Raw genomic sequence first — 19,464 nt, 5'->3', positions numbered from 1 at the left:
TGTAGATAACTTCAAAGCTATAAAAGTGATTAGTTGTTGGTAAATAAAGAAAATTTGAGAGATTAAGTATGTATATAATTCAGACAACTTATGATGATGTGCTAGAACAAACCTTTACATTATACGATATGAATTTACGATTAACATTAAGATTCAATACGGTATTAGTCGGCTACCAATTTGATTTGTTTGATATTAACAATAATCAATATATTACAACCAATAAAGGACTGTCTGTAGGCAGTCCAGCGCTTATTGAATTTGACCTTCCTTTTGTTTTAGTCCTTTATGACAAATCAGGATTAGGAATTAATGCAATAACGAAAAATGACTTACATAATCGAATGCAATTATTAATTATGACAAAGGATGAATATCGTGAGACAATTCGGGCGAGTTTTAGAACTGAAAATAGGCAATCGTAAAGAAAGTATTGTATTGAACAATCTTAGAGTCACTTTCTCGGTCAACAAAACACTTACTTCCGATCCTAACACCGCTGAAATTTCAATATACAACCTCAACGATTCAAATCGTAATTTAATCAGCACGAAGCAATATGATTATGTAGAATTATATGTTAGTTATCAGGATGATGTCTTACGAATGATTTTTTGTGGTGATATTTTAACGGTGGAAAATCAACTTTCCGAGCTGGATATTATCACGACCCTAAGGTGTGCTGATGGTCACAAAGCTTTTACAGAAAAAGTTATTATCAAAACATTAAAAAAAGGACAAACTGACAATGATTTTTTTAATGAAGCGTTAAAAAGTTTTGGTTTAAAAAAAGGCAATGTTAATCTTCCTAATAATAAAGCACTTCCTCGCGGAAAAGTTTTCATGTGTGATACTCGCGAACTTATGCACCAAATAGCAAATAATAATGATGCCGATTGGTCTATCCAAGATGACGAACTGATTGTTATCCCCAAAAATAAGGCTATTTCAAATCATGAAGGATTTGTTATTTCAAGAACGACGGGCATGATAGGAACGCCTAAAAAGACAGATAAAGGGTTAGAAATAACAACATTATGTAATCCGCATTATAAGATAGGTGCATTAATTCGAGTTGAATCTAAACTCACAGAACTTAATGGAGACTATAAAATTAATGCGTTACAACATAGTGGGGATCTATATGGAAATAACTGGCAAAGCAAATTACAGTGTATTTTTGGTAATTTCGAAAAAATTTGATTTGTTATCAATTTAGATATAGGATGAGCATCCCAATATAATTTATAAAAGGATGGAAAAATGAAAAAATTACTTGTACTTTTAATGTCTATAACTTTATTAACTGCTTGTGGCGATAAAAAGATTGATGCTTCAACACCTGAAAAATATCAAGAATCATTAGCTGAAGTTGTAAAAGACCTTAACTTCAGTGAAGCGCAATCTTTTACAGCAGCTTTGAGTAAAATTAATATGCAGGCGGCTACCGAAGCAAATTACGATAATAAGAAAATGGAAGAAATCATGAAGCAAAAACTTGATGGTAAAACTGTTTCAGAAGTGATTAAACTTGCTGAGCAAATTAATTAAACCTATTAATGCAATCAAATGAATATTCTTGATTAATATCTAAAAAAGATTGCAATTTTTGGGATCTGGTCATTTTTATTGTTATTGTACCATTGTTTAGATGTTTTAAGTAAAGCTTAGTAAAAACAAAGTTAACACGCTTAATCTAATCAAACATTTTACTGTAATATTAAAGTTAGCAGATATACGCTAACGTTCCCGAAGCTAAAGATTGCAATCTCAACGTAATTTTTTTATTTCCATTCGTTTCAAATATTTTCTAATCTATCAAATCAAAATTAAATTTCTGGTATCTTTTATAAAACAATAAGTTATTTTAATTAAAATAATCATTATATCAGTCAATACTAGACAATTACTCTGTAACCAACAATAAATTAACCACCTGCCAAAGGTGGTTTTTTATTGGCTTAAATTCGTAGGTAAATTATGGTTGATACGCTATACCAAGCAATTGAAAATCAAATTAAACGTGCCCAATCAAATATTTATACGGCATTGCCTGCAAAGGTGATCAGTTTTGATGGTCATACAGTGCAATGTAAACCGATGATTAATAGAGTATTAGCAAATGGGGAAGAGATATCGATTCCGCCATTGGTTGATGTTCCTGCACAATTTCCTCACGCCGGCGGTTTTTGTATTACGGTGCCTATCAAAACAGGTGATGAAGGTCTGGTGGTCTTTTCCAGTCGTTGCATTGATGGCTGGTTTGCATCGGGCGAAGCATCAAAACCTCTTGATAATCGTATGAATGACTTAAGCGATGGTTTTTTTATCGTTGGTTGTAACAGTGTACCTAACAAAATTCCAGATTTTTATCATGATGGCGTATCGATGCAAACAGATGACGGGCAAACTCATATTCGATTAACGGAAGGAACAATCTATATCAAAGGCAATATTGTACATGAAGGAAATAAGCAACAGTTTGGAAACTATGACCAAATTGGTAGTTTCAATCAATCTAACGGCAATACAATTAGTGCCGGCATAATCACTGCACAAGATGTCATAACAAACAAAGGAATTAGTTTGAATACTCATAGACATACAGGTGTGAAAAGCGGCGAAGACACGACAGGAGAGCCAACATGAAAGTAAGAGAGTTAGACAATAATCATGATTGGACATTTGGGCAAGGTTTGGCTAATTATTTACATCAGTCAGATGCAATAGCCCAATGTGTAAAAACTAAATTATTATCCTTAAAAAAAGATTGGTTTTTGGATCGCAATGACGGTATTGCCTGGTTTGATTATCTTGCAAAAAACCCAAATACTAAACAGTTGGAAATTGATATAAAAAAACAAATTTTCAACATTGAAGGTGTGATTAGTATTGATGAGTTCGATATTTTATTGGATAGCGAGACGCGTGAGTTTCTCATTCAAATTACCTACACAGATAAATTCAACAATTCTAATGAGGCTTCATTTAATGTTACAGATAACAGATAAAGGAATTGTTATTGATGATTTTGACACAATTAAAAATCGTTTAATAACAAGTTTTAAATCGATTTATGGTGAAAATGTCAATTTAGATAGTGATACGCCAGATGGGCAATTGCTCGGTTTATTTTCTCAGGAATTATCGAACATACATCAAGCAGTATCATTTATTATTCAGATGTTAGACCCTTATCAAGCAACGGGGCAGTGGTTGGAACAACGGGCAATGTATGCAGGATTAACCAGAATAACCGCATCATATTCATACATCGATGAAGTCATTTTTAATGGAATGCCAAACACATTGATTCCTCAAAACGCTATTTATGTTGATAAAAACAAAAATAAATGGGTAACAACTGAGCCAATAAAATTAAATGATTTAGGTAGTGCTCGTTCAAAATTTAGGTCGCTAGAGTTAGGTCATTATACCGTTAACGCAATGGATGAATTTACACCGAGCACTATTATCATCGGCATAGATAAAATTACTGCCAACACCCAAAGCTATGGCGGAGTTGATGAAGAAACTGATGCGCAACTATTAAAACGCTTTATGTTATCACACTCAATCAATAATCATGATGATCGCCAAGGCATACAGTCTGCATTAATGAATATAACCGGTGTGACTAAATGCGTAGTATATGAAAACTATACGAATAAAACGGATGAAAAGGGTGTGCCTGCTCATTCATTTAATGCCGTGATCCTTGGTGGCGATGATGAACAAATAGCAGAGGTGATCACTAAAAAGAAAATTGGCGGTTGTGGACTATTTGGAAAAATTGAGACGATGTATTTATTAGATGAAATACATCGAAAAGTTCACTTTGATAGACCAAGAAAAGTCGATATCAATGTCTCAATGACAATTGGTCGTTACAAATCTTTTAATGATATCAATTCAGAACAGATTAAAGCTAATTTAAAAAGTCTTGATTTTGAAATTGGTGAAAATGTGTATGCATCTCGCATTATTTCAAGCATTAACTTAGTTGACGGATTTTATATTAAAGAACTCGCTGTAAACAGTGCCAACATTGTCAATATCGATTATCGAGAGTATGCACAGATAACGCATGTTGAGGTGCTAATAGATGAATAGAGAAAAATTCCTCATTTGGCAATATCGTACAAAACCCAAGGCATTAGGCACTATCAGAGCTATCAATAAAGAGACTGGTAACACATTTAACAATGTCATTCAAATTGCGGATGTTCTCAGCATCAACGACGCGACAGGTTATGCACTTGATTTGATTGGTCGTCATGTTGGCGTCTCGCGTGTGTTACCTTCTGCTATCACCAAAGAATATTTTGGATGGTTAGAAGATAACACAGCATTATCATTTGATATTGGTGAATTTTATCGACATGGCGATGCTTTAACGGCATCTGTTGTATTAAATGATAGCGATTATCGTTTCTTTATTAAGGCAAAAATTACTAAAAATTATCAAAGTGGTGAAATATCAAACATTGTAAAATCAATTAAATTCGTGATTGGCAAACATGGAAATATTATTGATTCCCAAAATATGACAATGAATGTATTAGTTAACAGTGATCAACTCAATTCACTTACTTTATATGCAATTAGTAAAATGGATATTTTAGCCCGACCTGTTGGTGTTATGTATCAATATATTGTTCTAATTAATAACGAACCGTTTGGATTTTCGCATGACAATGCATCATTCGGTTTTAATTTAGGCAAATTTGTTCGACTTCAAGAAATAGGAACTATTCAATGATTATACAAAAAAAACCAGATTATTTAATCTTTGCAGATTCAGCAAAAAAAGGGGAAGTTACGGATTTTCCTGATGTAAGTCGAGGCTGGGGAATCACCATCGATCAAACTGCTTCGAAACCACCAATGGAATGGATGAATGGCGCATTTAACCGTATTGATAAAAATATACTATATCTGTTACAACAAGGCGTTCCGGAATGGAGCGAACAAGTTTTCTATCCCGCTAATGCAATCATTAAATTTAACGGAATAATTTATATTGCCAAAGTAGAAAATAACGATAGTAATCCAGCGAATAGTATAAATAAATGGACTAAATTAATCCCGGATGCCTCAATCGAACACAAAGGCATTGTGCAATTAAGTTCAGCTATTGACAGTAAATCAGAAGGGCAAGCGGCGACATCAAAGGCAATAAAAACAGTTAATGACAAAGTTGAACAGGTTGCGCAAACATTACTCCCAAAAACGGGAGGGACTACCTCGGGAACGATAAAAGCCAAAGCCCCCGTTATGGATAAGATTATAACTAGTGAGCAATGGAAAGAAGGGCTAGATAATAAATCGATAATATCTTCAGATCAATGGGCAATATTTAATGGGACTGACTGGCCGTATCTTGGCAAAACATCAAATATAACCATAGCTAGTTGGTGGGGGGTTGGTTTTGCTCCGCTCTATTCGTTAGATGGACAACCAAAAAATAATACTGTCGTCATTGACACTCGAGCTGGAACGGTGACAGCAAAAGGGGGATTTTATGATAACGGTGTTAAATTAGTAAAACAAGGTGACTACGGTCTTGGTACCCGAGGAATGGCAACATCAAGCACTAATCGACCTATGGGCAGTGCTTTCATTGCAATTGCATCGACTGATGTAGATAAACCAAAAGTAAATGGCGGTGTATGTGGCTTTCAGTCATTTAGTACAAATAATGGCTACGGTATGCAACTTGTTTCAACTAATAATGCTGATACACCAATGAAGATTTTTGCCCGTTCTGTTGAAAATGATAAAAAAGTTGGCGAATGGACAGAAATAGTAAAACAAGGCGATCGCGGTTTATTCTTGCACCAACAATCATGTACTAAAATTGATAATATTTTACAACTCACATCGATGCTTTCAGGTGAACGTCTTTTTGTTAAAGCTGATAATACTAACATTTTACCTACTACGGTTTATGGATACTTATCAAAATTGGGGGCAAGAGATATTGATGGTGGCGGCTTTTATCTCTTTTGTGAATTTACGGAAAATGGAGAGATTTGGAAAGGAACCAATCTATCTGTAGATCAACCAATCAAGTGGAATAAAATTATTACCGATAATGCTGTTAACAGTTATTTTGCAGTCGGTATCCCCAAACCATGGCCATCTGCTATTCCTCCAGAAGGCTGGCTTAAATGTGACGGTTCAGAATTTGATAAAAGTAAATATCCACTTTTAGCTAAAGCCTATCCACTTGGAAAGCTGCCAGATTTGCGTGGTGAATTTATCAGAGGCTACGATGACGGTCGAAAAGTTGACTTGGATAGAACAGTGTTATCACAACAGGGAGATCAAGCAAGAAATGCTGTTGGTTTTTGGCATTGTAAAAATCGTAGTGGTGTTGACGGAATTCTTATTAAAAAAACCGGATACACACGTGGTGGTGGTGATGGCAGTGGTTCATCAGATCAACATACAATTGATTTTTCGGCTGTCTGGCCGACCGGAGATGAGTTTAGACCACGTAATATCGCTTTTTTATATATCGTTAAAGCTGAATAACTCAATAAATATAGGACTTATCAATGAATTATCAATCACAATCCCAAAAAGCAGAGTTTGACCCGACTACTGGCTTTGCAACTGTTTCAGGTTGGACAGATGTTTATCATTACAGCGAGACAACTCGAGAGTTTATTAGCGCAACTTATGATTTTATTTGTGAGGGTGTTGGTCTCCCAGCATATTCATGTTCAGATGTACCTCCACAACCAATTGAAGGTAAAGCGATTATTCGTAAAATTAACAAATGGGTTTATGTAAATGATTTTCGAAATCAAAAAATTTATTCAACTGAAACAGGTATTGAATCGATTATGCAAGATATAGGCGATATTCCAGATAATTACACTAGGCTTAAACCTGAAAGTGAATTTGACGTATGGGATGGGAAAAAATGGCGACTTGATCGCGATAAAAAGCATCAATATGAAGTCGAAAATGCAACAATCCAAAAGAAGCAAATGATTGAAGAAGCTACCAATCAGATCGGTTATTTACAAGATGCCGTAGATATCCAAATGGCTACTGAACAAGAAATCAAATCTTTAGCTGATTGGAAAAAATATCGGGTATTACTTAATCGAATAAATACGGATCTAGCGCCTAATATCACATTCCCTGAAAAGCCTAATAAATAAATTTAATCATTCAGGATAATTGTATTTATATAAAATAATGCAGTTATCCTGAATTCCCTCAGCAATTTCTACCAAGTTCAATTTTCCATTTCTAATCGTTTTACCTATCGTAATTTCTCTTTCATACACGAAATATATCTTAATTATGTCCTCATTATAATAATCGACAAGATAGTAACATCACTCTTTTAACTCCATACTTATATATCTATAAACTATATATTACTTATTTACTAAATAATTCTATATTTTTAATCTAAGATTCAAAGTGAAAAAAGTGTAGTAAAAAACGAGTTAAATTTTTTTATATCAAATTATTTGCAATACTATTTTAACAATTTAAAATAAACTAAAATGTGAACTCTTGATAAACCTTTTCGAATAAGGCTTTAGAATGGTACGCCCGGGTGGACTCGAACCACTGACCCCCACCATGTCAAGGTGATGCTCTAACCAACTGAGCTACGGGCGTAAATTTGAAACACGCAAATATTAGCTTTCAAATTGATTACAAGCAAGTAAAAAAATTATTTTTTGGTTGTTTTTTCAGCTGTTGAACATTTTTGACTATAAAAAACACAAAATTTGTTAGTTTTAAAACTATAACAAATCTAAATTGAAAACAAATATCAGTTCAAGGTGGTTTGTTGCTTTAAATTTAGCTATACTCGATAAATTAACAGCAGTGATTTATTTTTAGGTTAGCATGTCGATAAAAGATCAGATTGATACAGTTTTGCATAATGTTTTTGGTTATAAATCTTTCCGAAATCAACAAAAAGAAATTATCGAATCGATTATCGATGGGCGTGACACTTTAATTATTATTCCTACTGGTGGCGGAAAGTCGTTATGTTACCAAATCCCCGCTGTAATCCTACCCAAAACGGCAATTGTAATTTCACCCTTAATTTCATTGATGAAAGATCAGGTAGATCAATTAGCCGCAAATGGTATTCCTGCTGCTTATCTAAATGGTTCTCAATCGTCATCCGAACAGCAAAATGTCATAGAACAATACCTTAATCATTCTATTAAGCTTTTATATATCTCACCAGAAAGATTGGCATTAGCGTATTTTCAAAGTTTAATCGAACAAAATCCACCGTCTTTAATCGCAATTGATGAAGCACATTGTATTTCACAGTGGGGGCATGATTTTAGACCTGATTATCGGCAATTGGGACAACTTTCAGCACGTTTTCCTGGTGTGCCGATTGTTGCTTTAACGGCTACTGCCGATAAAATGACTCAAGCGGATATTATTACCCAATTAAATTTAGTGGATCCCTTAGTTGTCGTTCGTAGCTTTGATCGTCCAAATATCCGTTATACTGTTGTCGAAAAATATAATTTAACCGACCAAATTGTCTCATTCATTGAAACCCAAAAAGGGAATAGCGGCATTATTTATTGCGCTAGTCGTTCAAAAGTAGAAGATATGACTACCAGACTTGCTGCACGGGGATTTTCCGTTGCAGCTTATCATGCTGGACTGACTAATCAACAACGCCAACAAGCACAAGAAGCTTTTTTAAAAGATGATATACAAATCATTGTTGCAACCGTTGCTTTTGGGATGGGCATCAATAAACCAAATGTTCGTTTTGTTGTTCATGCCGATTGTCCACGCAGTATCGAGGCTTACTATCAAGAGACCGGGCGAGCAGGGCGTGACGGTGTGCCGGCTGAAGTTATGCTACTGTTTAATGCCAATGATCTGAGCTGGTACCGACAACAGATTAGTGAAAAAATGGAAGGACAACACAAAGATGTTGAATTCCATAAAATCGATGCAATGCAATCATTTGCCCAAAGTTTAACTTGCCGTCGTATCGTTTTACTCAACTATTTTGGTGAACAACGACACGAACCTTGTAATAACTGCGATATATGCCTTTATCCTCCTGAACATTATGATGGTTTAGTTGATGCGCAAAAAGTATTATCTTGTATATATCGTGTTGAGCAGCGCTATGGTGCGCAATATATTGCAGAGGTTTTACGAGGATCAAACCGATCGAAGATAAAAGAAAACGGACATGATCGTTTATCTGTTTATGGTATTGGAAAAGAACACTCCATTGATTATTGGCTTCATGTGATAAGGCAATTAATTTATCATGGCTATCTAATACAAAATATTGCTGCGTATAATACCCTACAATTAACAGAGCGTGCACGCCAAATATTGAAAGGTGAAATTGCATTATCCTTGGCTAAACCACGACTTGAAATTGTGAAGAAAAGTCGTTTAAATCGTTATGCAAGAGCAATAAATTTAACCACTATCTTATCTTATGAAGAGCGTATTTTATTTGGTTATCTTAAAAAATTACGTAAAGACATTGCCGATAGTGAAGATGTTCCACCCTATATTATTTTTAGTGATGCAACCTTACTCGAAATGGTACAAACGATGCCTGAAAGCAAACAACAATTACTCAATATTACTGGTGTTGGTAAAATTAAATTAGAAAAATATGGCAATCTTTTTCTTGATAAAATTAAAGAATACATGATTAACAATATATAATATTAAAACTATTTAAAAATAAACTTAGCATAATAATTATTTGTATGATCCAACAGGAAAAGTTAAATAATTAACAACCAATAAAATGGAGCTTTTTATGTCAACAATGAATGATATGTCTCAAATGCTTGCATTAGTATTATTGCTACTAATTCTTTTTTTAGGCGATATCGTATCTACACGAACCAAAGCATGGGTGCCGTCAGTTTTTGTTTGTGCCGTGCTTTTCTTAGCAGGTTACTTCACTTTTTTCCCAAAAGATATTGTCGCTCGAGCAGGAATACCTAAAGTTGTTGCTGTCATGTTTATGTATCTGTTAGTCGTTAACATGGGAACTTTGCTTTCAGTTAAAGAGTTACTGCGTCAATGGAAAACTATCGTTATTTCACTGTCAGGTATTGTTGGAATCATCATTGTGGTTGTGATCGTTGGATACTTATTTTTTGACTACAACACAGTTATTGTTGCGATTCCGCCTTTAGTTGGGGGGATTGTTTCCGCGATTATAATGGCTGGCGGTGCAACGAAAGCCGGTTTACAAGATCTTGCTGTGTTTGCCATTATTATTTATGTCATGCAAGGTTTTATTGGTTATCCTCTCACTTCAATCATGCTTAAACGTGAAGGGCGCAGAGTGCTTAAACAGTATCATGACGGTACATGGAATGCTTTAAATGATCCTAAGCCTACATCGAATAAGGAAGAAACCGAATCTAATGATGAACATCCAATGCCAAAAATGTTTGCGATGTTTTCAGCACGGTATAACACAACCTATTTTATTTTTTTACGAATTGCAATTATTGGCTTTTTTGCTTATTACGTGGCGAAAGTATTGGATCCTATTATCAGTATAAGTCCATTTGTACTTTGTCTATTATTCGGTGTAATTGCCGCATCGTGTGGTTTTCTTGAACGTCATCCTTTAAAAAAGGCGGGTGGTTTTGGTTTAGCGGTCATGGGGCTTATGCTGTTTATTTTTGACACATTAAGTCAAGCTACACCTGACATGCTAGTAAGATTAATTACGCCTTTGGTTGTCTTTATATTAGCGGCGGTACTTGGTATGTTTATCTTTTCGCTTATTGCCGGAAAAATGCTAAACGTTAGTCGAGAAATGGCGTTTTCGATAGCACTAACAGCACTCTATGGGTTTCCTGCTGATTATATTATTACCAATGAAGTGATTAATAATTTGACCAAAAATGAAAAAGAAAAAGAGGTACTTACTCGTCATATGTTACCGCCTATGTTGATTGGTGGATTTATTTCAGTCACTATAGTGTCGGTTGTTTTAGCAGGTTTTATGGTCAATATGATAGTCGCACCTGCAATACAGTAAATGATAAATGTCTACAAGTTTGATGACAACTAATCGGATAACAAGATTTAAGAACAGTTTTTCTAACTATCTTCTTAATATGTTTTCAATATCAAACGCATTAATTTTGATGGACTAAATAACAAGAACAAAGGTAGTAAAATGATAAATCAAGATATTAAAAAGATAGTACAACAAAATATAAAAGAAATGGTCGCTTTTCGCCGTGATTTGCATCGTCACCCAGAATTACCGTGGGAAGAGTTCAGAACGACAGATAAAATTGCAGAGCAGCTTAATAAAATTGGCATCCCTTATCGTCGTACTGAGCCAACCGGTATTATTGCCGATATCCAAGGCGGAAAACCAGGTAAAAGAATTTTATTGAGAGCTGATATCGATGCGTTACCGGTGCAAGAGTTAAACGACAATATTGATTACAAATCAACCATAGACGGTAAAATGCATGCTTGCGGACATGACACGCATGCAGCCATGCTACTGAGTGCGGCAAAAGCGCTTTATGCAATACGTGATCAACTAAAAGGTAATGTGAGATTGGTTTTTCAGCCTGCTGAAGAAATCGCACAAGGTGCAAAAGGCATGATAAAACAAGGTGTATTAAATGATGTGGATACAGCCTTTGGTATGCATATCTGGTCACAAACGCCTGTCGGAAAAGTATCCTGTGTGGTAGGTTCAAGTTTTGCTTCTGCCGATTTGCTCACTGTCCGATTCAAAGGAAAGGGCGGGCATGGCTCGATGCCTCACGACACGGTTGATGCTGTCATGGTGGCATCTTCATTTGTGATGAACATACAATCGATTGTCTCACGTGAAGTGTCTCCGCTTACCCCTGCGGTGGTCACCATAGGAAAAATGGATGTCGGCACTCGTTTCAATGTTATAGCGGAAAATGCGGTTTTAGAAGGTACAGTTCGCTGTTTTAGTGTTGAAGTGCGAAATAAAATTGAAGATGCTATTCGCCGTTATGCCAATCAAGTTGCTGCAATGTATCGTGCAACGGCTGAAGTAGAATACATTTATGGCACGTTACCCGTCATTAATGATGAACAATCTGCGCTATTAGCACAAAAAGTCATTGTTGAATCGTTTGGTGAACAAGCCCTTTATTTCGAGCCACCAACAACTGGCGGTGAAGACTTCAGTTTTTATACTGAAAACATTCCTGGTGCATTTGCATTAGTGGGTTCGGGTAATCCTGAAAAAGATACACAGTGGCCACATCACCATGGTTGTTTTAATGTTGATGAAGACGGCATGATTATGGGCGCAGAATTTTACGCACAATATGCTTGGTCATATTTGAATCAACAATAAATATGAATAATCCAACCATTATGGAATCGAAATAATGGTTGAGATTTATCTACTCTGGATTCAAATTTTCAACTACAATGAATCTGTATTAGTAAACACGCCCATATTTCTGAATAACTAACCACAACAAATTCAATTTATTCTTATTATTCATTTCTTATTAATAATCTATTTATTAAAAGCATTCATCAAAATAAACGTCAATAATAAAAATTGACTGGATTCTCATTCAATAAAGTATTGTAAATTGTTTACTGTCATCTTAAAGACTAATTTTACGCTTTATGATATTATTGATGCCAAATTGATTAGTTATACGCAATGGTGAATATGAGTTATCAAGTTCTGGCACGCAAATGGCGACCAAAATCATTTACTGAAGTCGTAGGGCAACAGCATGTCCTCAAAATTCTATCAAATGCACTTTCGCTAGGTCGGGTTCATCATGCTTATCTATTTTCAGGCACGCGTGGTGTTGGAAAAACCTCCATTGCTCGCTTACTTGCTAAAGGCTTAAACTGCGAAACAGGGATTACTGCCACGCCTTGTGGGGTATGTGATAATTGTCGTGATATTGAGCAAGGCAGATTTGTCGATCTTTTAGAAATTGATGCCGCTTCACGAACTAAAGTTGAAGATACACGTGAAATATTAGATAACATTCAATACTTGCCAACTAAAGGGCGCTTTAAAGTCTATTTAATTGACGAAGTGCACATGTTATCTCGCAGCAGTTTTAATGCCCTGCTAAAAACATTAGAAGAACCACCAGAACATGTCAAATTTCTGTTGGCAACAACCGATCCACAAAAGTTACCGATTACCATTTTATCACGCTGTCTACATTTACATTTAAATGTGCTTGATACTTCGCTTATATCGGAACAGCTTTCTCACATTTTACAACTTGAAAAAATTGAATCTGAACCGAAGGCGATTCAGTTATTAGCCAAAGCGGCTAATGGTAGTATGCGAGATGCCTTAAGTTTAACCGATCAGGCTATTGCCTTAGGTAATGGCGTTGTTGATGCGCAATCAGTCAGTGTTATGTTAGGGACACTGGATAAAACAATTCCTTTTTTATTGGTTGAGGCACTTTATCAAAATGATGGCAATGCTTTGATGCAACAGATTGAAGCAGCTGCAACACAAGGCGTGGATTGGGATAACTTATTGGCTGAAACCATTACGCTTTTGCATCAAATCGCTTTATTACAAATTGTACCAACAGCATTGGGTGATTATACCGATAATGAAGAACGAATACGCTTTTTAGCACAATACATTGCGCCAAATGATATTCAGTTATTTTATCAAATATTATTAATGGGGCGAAAAGAATTAGCCTATTCACCCGATAAAAAAATAGGTGTTGAAATGAGCTTTCTAAGAGCATTAGCATTTCAACCCAAAACTAATGATAACAATACGTTAGTGTCAAATACAAAGCCAACGGTTCAGGCACCGCAGCCATCAAAGCCTTTACCTATTCAAGCATCAGCTAATAAGAGTGACATATCAAACGCCACATCTGACTCGATGAGTCATGTATCGCCCGTGACTGATAATCATCAAAAATCAGCATCTGGCTCACCACAATCAGTGCACAATTTTCAACAAGATGAGTTAGAAAAGACATCACGTATTGAGAGTAACGCACAATCTGATATAAAACACTCTCAAAATAATCAGCAACAACCGGCTAAACACGATATGCCGATCCCAGATGATGTCTCTTCAATGACGAAAAGTATTTTAGAAATGCGGATGCAATTAATACAAGAGGAACAAAATAAAAAAAAGTCTGAACTGGTTGAAAAAAATCAACCAATTCAGGCGAGTATCAATGCATCATTAGCGCATGGCACAGACAAACGTTCACACGTAGAGTCAAATGAAAATAACTTAAATAAGCCCGATAAGGATGAAGAGCAAATTACCGCAGAAAATTATCAATGGCAGGCGTGTGGGCTGATTGAAACCAAAGATGAATTAATCATTGATACGAAAAGTTTTCGCGAATCATTAAATGGTGATAAAACGCCCGAAATGATGAAAAAATTAATTGATGAAATGGCACAAAAAGACGCATGGTGTGCCGAAATTGAGCAACTCGATATTGCGCCTTTAATTAAGCAAATTGCGATAAATTGCTCTATTGAACAAATAGATGATGAAAATATCGTTTTACATTTGCGATCAGCGGTAAAACATCTCATTAATGCATCAGCAAATATTTCAAAATTAGAAAAAGCAATGTCGAATTATCGACAAAAACCGTTAAAAATTAACGTTATTATTGATGATAATCAAACGATAAAAACACCTTTGGAAATGCGTGAAGATCTTTATCAACAAAAACTTGCGCAAGCTAAAGTGACAATTAATCAAGATCCAAAAGTGGCAATGATCTGCCAATATTTTGAAGCCAAGATTGATGAAACAAGTATTCGTCCTGTATAATTATGGACTAAATATATTTAACGAGGAATAATTATGTTTTCAGGTGGAAAAGGCGGTTTGGGTAATTTAATGAAACAAGCCCAGCAAATGCAAGCAAAAATGCAGCAAGCGCAAGAAGAAATCGCCAAATTAGAAGTAACAGGAGAGTCGGGTGCAGGAATTGTTAAAGTCACCATTAATGGCGCTCATAACTGTAAACGAGTTGAATTAGATCCGTCATTATTGAATGAAGATGACAAAGAGATGTTAGAAGATCTTATTGCAGCAGCTTTTAATGATGCAACTCGCCGATTAGATGAAGCTCAAAAAGAGCGTATGGCTCAAGTTACAGGTGGAATGCAATTACCACCAGGTTTCAAAATGCCTTTTTAATTTAAGCAAATTATCATCTGTTTCTACTCACTATTTTGCCGAATTGGTCGGCAAAATTTTTCCTTTTATTGCCTGTCTATTTATACAGTTTTTCTTTATTATTTCAATTTCATCAGGTAAACTAAACAACAATAGTTTATACACTCGATATCAATGACAACATACACTTTACTCATTAATACTGTATTTGATTGGGTAATTATTCTTTTTTCATTGTTAAATGTCATTGATAAATTTGATAACACTCAATATTAAGGATTAATTGTGATAGGTCGTTTACGCGGAATCATTATAGAAAAACAGCCACCCAAAGTGCTTATTGATGTGGGCGGTGTCGGTTACAATGTTTTTATGCCCATGACCTGTTTTTATGAATTACCCAACAATGGTCAAGAAGTTATCGTTTTAACACATTTGATTGTTCGTGAAGATGCCCAATTATTATATGGATTTAATCATGAACAAGAACGCGAATTGTTTCGTGAATTGATCAAAGTGAATGGCGTTGGACCAAAATTAGCATTGGCAATATTATCAGGAATGTCGGCTCAACAATTTATCGTGGCGGTTGAACAAGGTGAAATCAAAACGCTGGTTAAATTACCGGGCGTGGGGACTAAAACGGCAGAACGATTAATCGTGGAAATGAAAGATCGTGTTAAACGCTTTGGTGAAGAATTATCTGACTCAATGACCATTGTTGAAACTGGCAATATCAAAAAATCCTCAAATCAAATTGAAAGTGAAGCTGTTTCCGCCCTTATTGCTTTAGGCTATAAGCCACAAGAGGCCAGCCGTATAATCAGTAAAGTTATCAAGCCTGAAATGGATTGTGAAACGCTTATACGTGAAGCATTAAAATCAGCGTTATAAAAAGGTAAGCATTATGATTGAAGCGGATCGTTTAATAGCTCCACAAGCTCAAAAAGAAGAAGAGTCTCTAGATCGTGCAATTCGTCCCAAGTATCTGGATGAATATATCGGGCAACCTCATGTACGTGAGCAAATGAAAATTTTTATTCAAGCTGCAAAACAGCGTAGTGATGCACTCGATCATGTTCTTATTTTTGGCCCTCCTGGGCTGGGTAAAACAACCTTAGCAAATATTGTTGCTAATGAGATGAGTGTTAATTTGCGCACTACCTCTGGCCCAGTTTTAGAAAAAGCGGGTGATCTTGCTGCCATGTTAACTAATTTAGAGCCTAATGATGTCCTTTTTATCGATGAAATTCATCGATTATCGCCAGTCGTTGAAGAAATCTTATATCCGGCAATGGAAGATTATCAACTAGACATTATGATTGGTGAAGGCCCTGCTGCACGTTCAATAAAAATTGATCTTCCGCCTTTTACCCTTATTGGTGCGACAACAAGAGCTGGTTCGTTAACATCGCCATTACGTGATCGCTTTGGAATCGTACAACGCCTTGAATTTTATCGTGTCGAAGATCTGGAATATATCGTTAGTCGAAGTGCCAAATTTTTGGGTATGGATTTATCCTGTGAAGGGGCTCATTTAATTGCCAAACGTTCACGGGGGACCCCTCGAATAGCTAACCGTTTATTACGTCGGGTTAGAGATTATGCTGATGTAAAATCAAAAGGTATTATCGATGAAAAAATAGCAACCCAAGCACTCGATATGCTCGATGTCGATAATGAAGGCTTTGATTATATGGATCGTAAATTACTGCTAGCTATTATTGAAAAATTTATGGGTGGTCCGGTTGGTTTAGATAATATTGCTGCTGCAATTGGCGAAGAGCGAGAAACGATTGAAGATGTGCTTGAGCCTTTTTTAATTCAACAAGGTTATATTCAAAGAACACCAAGGGGCAGAATTGCAACACCGCATGCTTATCGGCATTTTGGCATTATTCACGAATAACGATTTTAATCAGTTTAAATTATTAATAGATCTCTAAATTAAGTGGATTAAATACCGTCAATTGACGGTATCTTTTATTTTAAGTCATCCTAATTCTTTATCGGTAAAAATCCCGCTAAATAAGTCAGTACTTAAATAACGTTCACCCGATGAAGGTAATATTACCACAATGGTTTTATTGCTATTCTCCGGTAAGTTAGCCAATCTATCAGCGGCAAAAACTGCTGCTCCTGAAGAGATTCCCGCCAAAATTCCCTCCTTTTCCATTAAAATGCGCGCAGTTTCGATCGCTTCTTCATTCGATACTTTTTCCACTAAATCAATTAAACTCAAATCCAAATTAGCCGGAATAAAACCCGCTCCAATACCTTGAATTTTATGTGGCCTTGGTTTAAGCGGTTCGCCAGCAAGTGCTTGAGTGATTACAGGTGACTGGCTTGGTTCGACCGCAACCGCCGTAATATTTCGACCTTGGGTATTTTTAATGTAACGTGTTACGCCTGTGAATGTTCCGCCTGTTCCTACCCCTGCGACAAAAATATCTATCTTTCCATCAGTATCAAGCCAAATTTCAGGCCCGGTTGTTTTTTCATGAATTTCGGGATTGGCTGGATTGCTAAATTGTTGTAGCATAATATTACGTTTGGGATTACTTGCTACCATTTCCTCAGCCTTTTCAATGGCGCCTTTCATTCCTTTTGACGCTTCTGTTAAAACTAAATTTGCACCTAATGCTTTCAACAATTTTCGTCGCTCAATGCTCATGCTTTCAGGCATGGTTAACGTTAATTTATAACCACGCGCTGCGGCAACAGCTGCTAATGCGATACCTGTGTTACCGCTGGTGGGTTCAATCAATTCAACATCCGGCGTTAATAAACCACGCTTCTCCGCATCCCAAATCATATTTGAAGCTATACGACATTTAACACTAAAACTGGGATTGCGTGACTCCACTTTAGCTAAAATATTACCATGACCAAAATGCTTTAAACGAACAAGAGGTGTATAACCAATAGTTTGAGAATTATCATCAAATATCTTACCCATGAATAAATCCTTATTAAAATATTAGAAACGGATAGCATTGGAACATTATCGCTAATCATAGCTAATATTATAAATAGAACTCAAAAAGATGATACTAATTATTCATTATAACATTATGCATTTTAGCTATATCTTTGATCAAAGGAGTAATGCAATAAATCTAGACGCTGATTTAGCGATTATTTAAAAAGTTCATCGAAGTCAACAATATTCATTCCGTGTGCTTTGGCATTTTTTTAATAAATACCGCTTTCCGTATCTAATTCCTGTTCAATGTTTTTGATCGCTTGTTCACACCGATAAATACGATTATCCAGTGTTGCAATCTTGATTGGATCGATTGACTCAGCAGAAAGTAATAACTCATATTTCATTTCTTGCAATCGACGCAAATAATCTAAATGGCGACAATGTTTTTCAGAGAGTGTTTCTTGAAATGAAAGTTTAGATTCTTCTTTTTTACGAAGTTGATGCGTCGCTAATTCACGGGTGAGGGCGGTGATTTGATTAACTAACATTTCAGACAAATAGACAATTTGTTCATCTTTTTGATTCATCACATTATTGACTAAAGCTTGAAAAGTTTGTTTGATTTTTTCTAAATAAAAAGCGTTATCCGTATTGATTTTGGTGGTATTAAATAAGTGTTCATCAAAATAGTGTTCTTGATAATTTTGTTGTTCAGATATATTGACTTGTTGTTCAAGTATATCAATTTGTTTTTTTAGTGATACCAGCCGTTTCTGCATTTATTTTGATCTTAATAATGAGTTTCTGAACTATCATCTTGAGCAAAGTAATTGCCAAAATGCTTTTTTGATAAAGTTATCAGCTTCATAAATGATTCGAAGGTTAATTTTTCGTTCGTTTCTTTATTTTCTACCAAAATTTTTTTTTCAATTAGTTTTGATTGAATATGATTATAGCAATCGACTAAATTGAGTGGTAACGGAGATTGTGAACGCTTGCCTAACCAATAGATACCCTGAACAGGTAAACTTAACGCAAACAAGATTGCGATAATCGTCACCGCTAATTGTGCTGGCATATAATATTGCCAAACAGCTAACGCAATAATTATTGGGGGTAAATACTTCTTCGCGGTTTTTATGTGGTTTATGATTTTTAATTCGGGAAATGAATACGAAAGTGCTTTATCTTTTGGACAAAGTTCCATATATCGTTGACCAGTCTTAAATGCCTTAACTAAATTCATAAATTTGTGATTCCTCGACATTCACCTATTATTGTCTTAAAATAGTGCCATCCAATTAGGGGCTTTCTTTATTTTATCTTAAAATGCAGAATATCAGAA

Annotated in this window: 19 protein-coding genes and 1 tRNA gene; 16 read left to right on the top strand and 4 right to left on the bottom strand. The window is 35.5% G+C overall.

Annotation, left to right across the window (positions count from 1 at the left end):
- Positions 1-68: 68 nt before the first annotated feature.
- The 9 genes from ACGH47_RS06440 to ACGH47_RS06400 all read left to right on the top strand — a co-directional run bounded on the left by ACGH47_RS06440 (position 69) and on the right by ACGH47_RS06400 (position 7,178).
- On the top strand, positions 69-425 hold the full coding sequence (locus tag ACGH47_RS06440) for a phage baseplate plug protein (protein WP_267351846.1): 357 nt from the start codon (positions 69-71) through the stop codon (positions 423-425).
- A complete protein-coding gene (locus tag ACGH47_RS06435; protein WP_411623016.1) occupies positions 370-1,203 on the top strand; it encodes a phage protein in 834 nt (277 codons plus the stop codon). Before ACGH47_RS06440 ends, ACGH47_RS06435 begins: the two co-directional genes overlap by 56 nt.
- 60 nt (positions 1,204-1,263) lie before the next feature.
- The gene (locus ACGH47_RS06430) at positions 1,264-1,551 is read left to right on the top strand and encodes a DUF6694 family lipoprotein (RefSeq protein WP_267351849.1); all 288 of its coding nucleotides are present in this window, start codon (positions 1,264-1,266) and stop codon (positions 1,549-1,551) included.
- 429 nt (positions 1,552-1,980) lie between these two features.
- Positions 1,981-2,649, top strand: coding sequence for a Gp138 family membrane-puncturing spike protein (locus tag ACGH47_RS06425; protein WP_411623015.1), 669 nt, complete (start codon positions 1,981-1,983; stop codon positions 2,647-2,649).
- Entirely contained in the window at positions 2,646-3,011 is a 366-nt protein-coding gene (locus ACGH47_RS06420) for a hypothetical protein (RefSeq protein ID WP_267351853.1), read from the top strand. The genes ACGH47_RS06425 and ACGH47_RS06420 overlap by 4 nt, the downstream gene beginning before the upstream one ends.
- Positions 2,992-4,113 (top strand): baseplate J/gp47 family protein, encoded by a 1,122-nt coding sequence (locus tag ACGH47_RS06415; RefSeq protein ID WP_411623014.1) that lies wholly within the window; start codon positions 2,992-2,994, stop codon positions 4,111-4,113. Before ACGH47_RS06420 ends, ACGH47_RS06415 begins: the two co-directional genes overlap by 20 nt.
- A complete protein-coding gene (locus tag ACGH47_RS06410; RefSeq protein ID WP_267351857.1) occupies positions 4,106-4,762 on the top strand; it encodes a DUF2612 domain-containing protein in 657 nt (218 codons plus the stop codon). The genes ACGH47_RS06415 and ACGH47_RS06410 overlap by 8 nt, the downstream gene beginning before the upstream one ends.
- Positions 4,759-6,540 carry a phage tail protein gene (locus tag ACGH47_RS06405; RefSeq protein ID WP_411623013.1) on the top strand — a complete coding sequence of 594 codons (1,782 nt, stop codon included), beginning with the start codon at positions 4,759-4,761 and terminating at the stop codon, positions 6,538-6,540. Before ACGH47_RS06410 ends, ACGH47_RS06405 begins: the two co-directional genes overlap by 4 nt.
- Before the next feature lie 23 nt (positions 6,541-6,563).
- Entirely contained in the window at positions 6,564-7,178 is a 615-nt protein-coding gene (locus ACGH47_RS06400) for a tail fiber assembly protein (RefSeq protein ID WP_411623012.1), read from the top strand.
- A gap of 395 nt (positions 7,179-7,573) precedes the next feature.
- On the opposite strand, the gene ACGH47_RS06395 is transcribed toward ACGH47_RS06400, so the two are convergent.
- Positions 7,574-7,650, bottom strand: a tRNA-Val gene (locus tag ACGH47_RS06395).
- Positions 7,651-7,884: 234 nt separating this feature from the next.
- On the opposite strand from ACGH47_RS06395, the gene recQ reads away from it, so the two are divergent.
- From recQ to ruvB, 7 genes are all read left to right on the top strand, one after another.
- Positions 7,885-9,714: a DNA helicase RecQ gene (gene recQ / locus ACGH47_RS06390; protein WP_411597391.1), complete on the top strand. Its 1,830-nt coding sequence runs from the start codon at positions 7,885-7,887 to the stop codon at positions 9,712-9,714.
- 115 nt (positions 9,715-9,829) lie between these two features.
- Positions 9,830-11,056 carry a hypothetical protein gene (locus tag ACGH47_RS06385; protein WP_411590792.1) on the top strand — a complete coding sequence of 409 codons (1,227 nt, stop codon included), beginning with the start codon at positions 9,830-9,832 and terminating at the stop codon, positions 11,054-11,056.
- 141 nt (positions 11,057-11,197) lie between these two features.
- Complete coding sequence (locus ACGH47_RS06380; protein ID WP_411623011.1) at positions 11,198-12,376, top strand: M20 family metallopeptidase; 1,179 nt, start codon at positions 11,198-11,200, stop codon at positions 12,374-12,376.
- 330 nt (positions 12,377-12,706) lie between these two features.
- Positions 12,707-14,839, top strand: a complete 2,133-nt coding sequence (gene dnaX, locus ACGH47_RS06375; RefSeq protein ID WP_411623010.1) for a DNA polymerase III subunit gamma/tau — start codon at positions 12,707-12,709, stop codon at positions 14,837-14,839.
- A gap of 33 nt (positions 14,840-14,872) precedes the next feature.
- Positions 14,873-15,211, top strand: coding sequence for a YbaB/EbfC family nucleoid-associated protein (locus ACGH47_RS06370; protein ID WP_411599705.1), 339 nt, complete (start codon positions 14,873-14,875; stop codon positions 15,209-15,211).
- 264 nt (positions 15,212-15,475) lie between these two features.
- Positions 15,476-16,084, top strand: coding sequence for a Holliday junction branch migration protein RuvA (gene ruvA, locus ACGH47_RS06365; RefSeq protein WP_065558172.1), 609 nt, complete (start codon positions 15,476-15,478; stop codon positions 16,082-16,084).
- A 13-nt stretch (positions 16,085-16,097) separates the two neighbouring features.
- On the top strand, positions 16,098-17,099 hold the full coding sequence (gene ruvB, locus ACGH47_RS06360) for a Holliday junction branch migration DNA helicase RuvB (protein ID WP_267351879.1): 1,002 nt from the start codon (positions 16,098-16,100) through the stop codon (positions 17,097-17,099).
- An 84-nt stretch (positions 17,100-17,183) separates the two neighbouring features.
- Here ruvB and cysK read toward each other — a convergent pair whose 3' ends face one another.
- From cysK to yfbV, 3 genes are all read right to left on the bottom strand, one after another.
- A complete protein-coding gene (gene cysK, locus ACGH47_RS06355) occupies positions 17,184-18,149 on the bottom strand; it encodes a cysteine synthase A (protein WP_411623009.1) in 966 nt (321 codons plus the stop codon).
- 236 nt (positions 18,150-18,385) lie between these two features.
- Positions 18,386-18,898 (bottom strand): primosomal replication protein PriC, encoded by a 513-nt coding sequence (gene priC, locus ACGH47_RS06350; protein ID WP_411623008.1) that lies wholly within the window; start codon positions 18,896-18,898, stop codon positions 18,386-18,388.
- Positions 18,899-18,909: 11 nt separating this feature from the next.
- Positions 18,910-19,365 carry a terminus macrodomain insulation protein YfbV gene (gene yfbV, locus ACGH47_RS06345; protein ID WP_267351883.1) on the bottom strand — a complete coding sequence of 152 codons (456 nt, stop codon included), beginning with the start codon at positions 19,363-19,365 and terminating at the stop codon, positions 18,910-18,912.
- Between the last annotated feature and the right edge of the window lie 99 nt (positions 19,366-19,464).

This window comes from Gilliamella sp. CG16, assembly GCF_046635785.1.
Classification (GTDB): Bacteria; Pseudomonadota; Gammaproteobacteria; order Enterobacterales; family Orbaceae; genus Gilliamella; species Gilliamella apicola_I.
The sequence above is the reverse complement of the archived record's forward strand: the minus strand, read 5'-3'. Positions and strand labels throughout refer to the sequence as shown.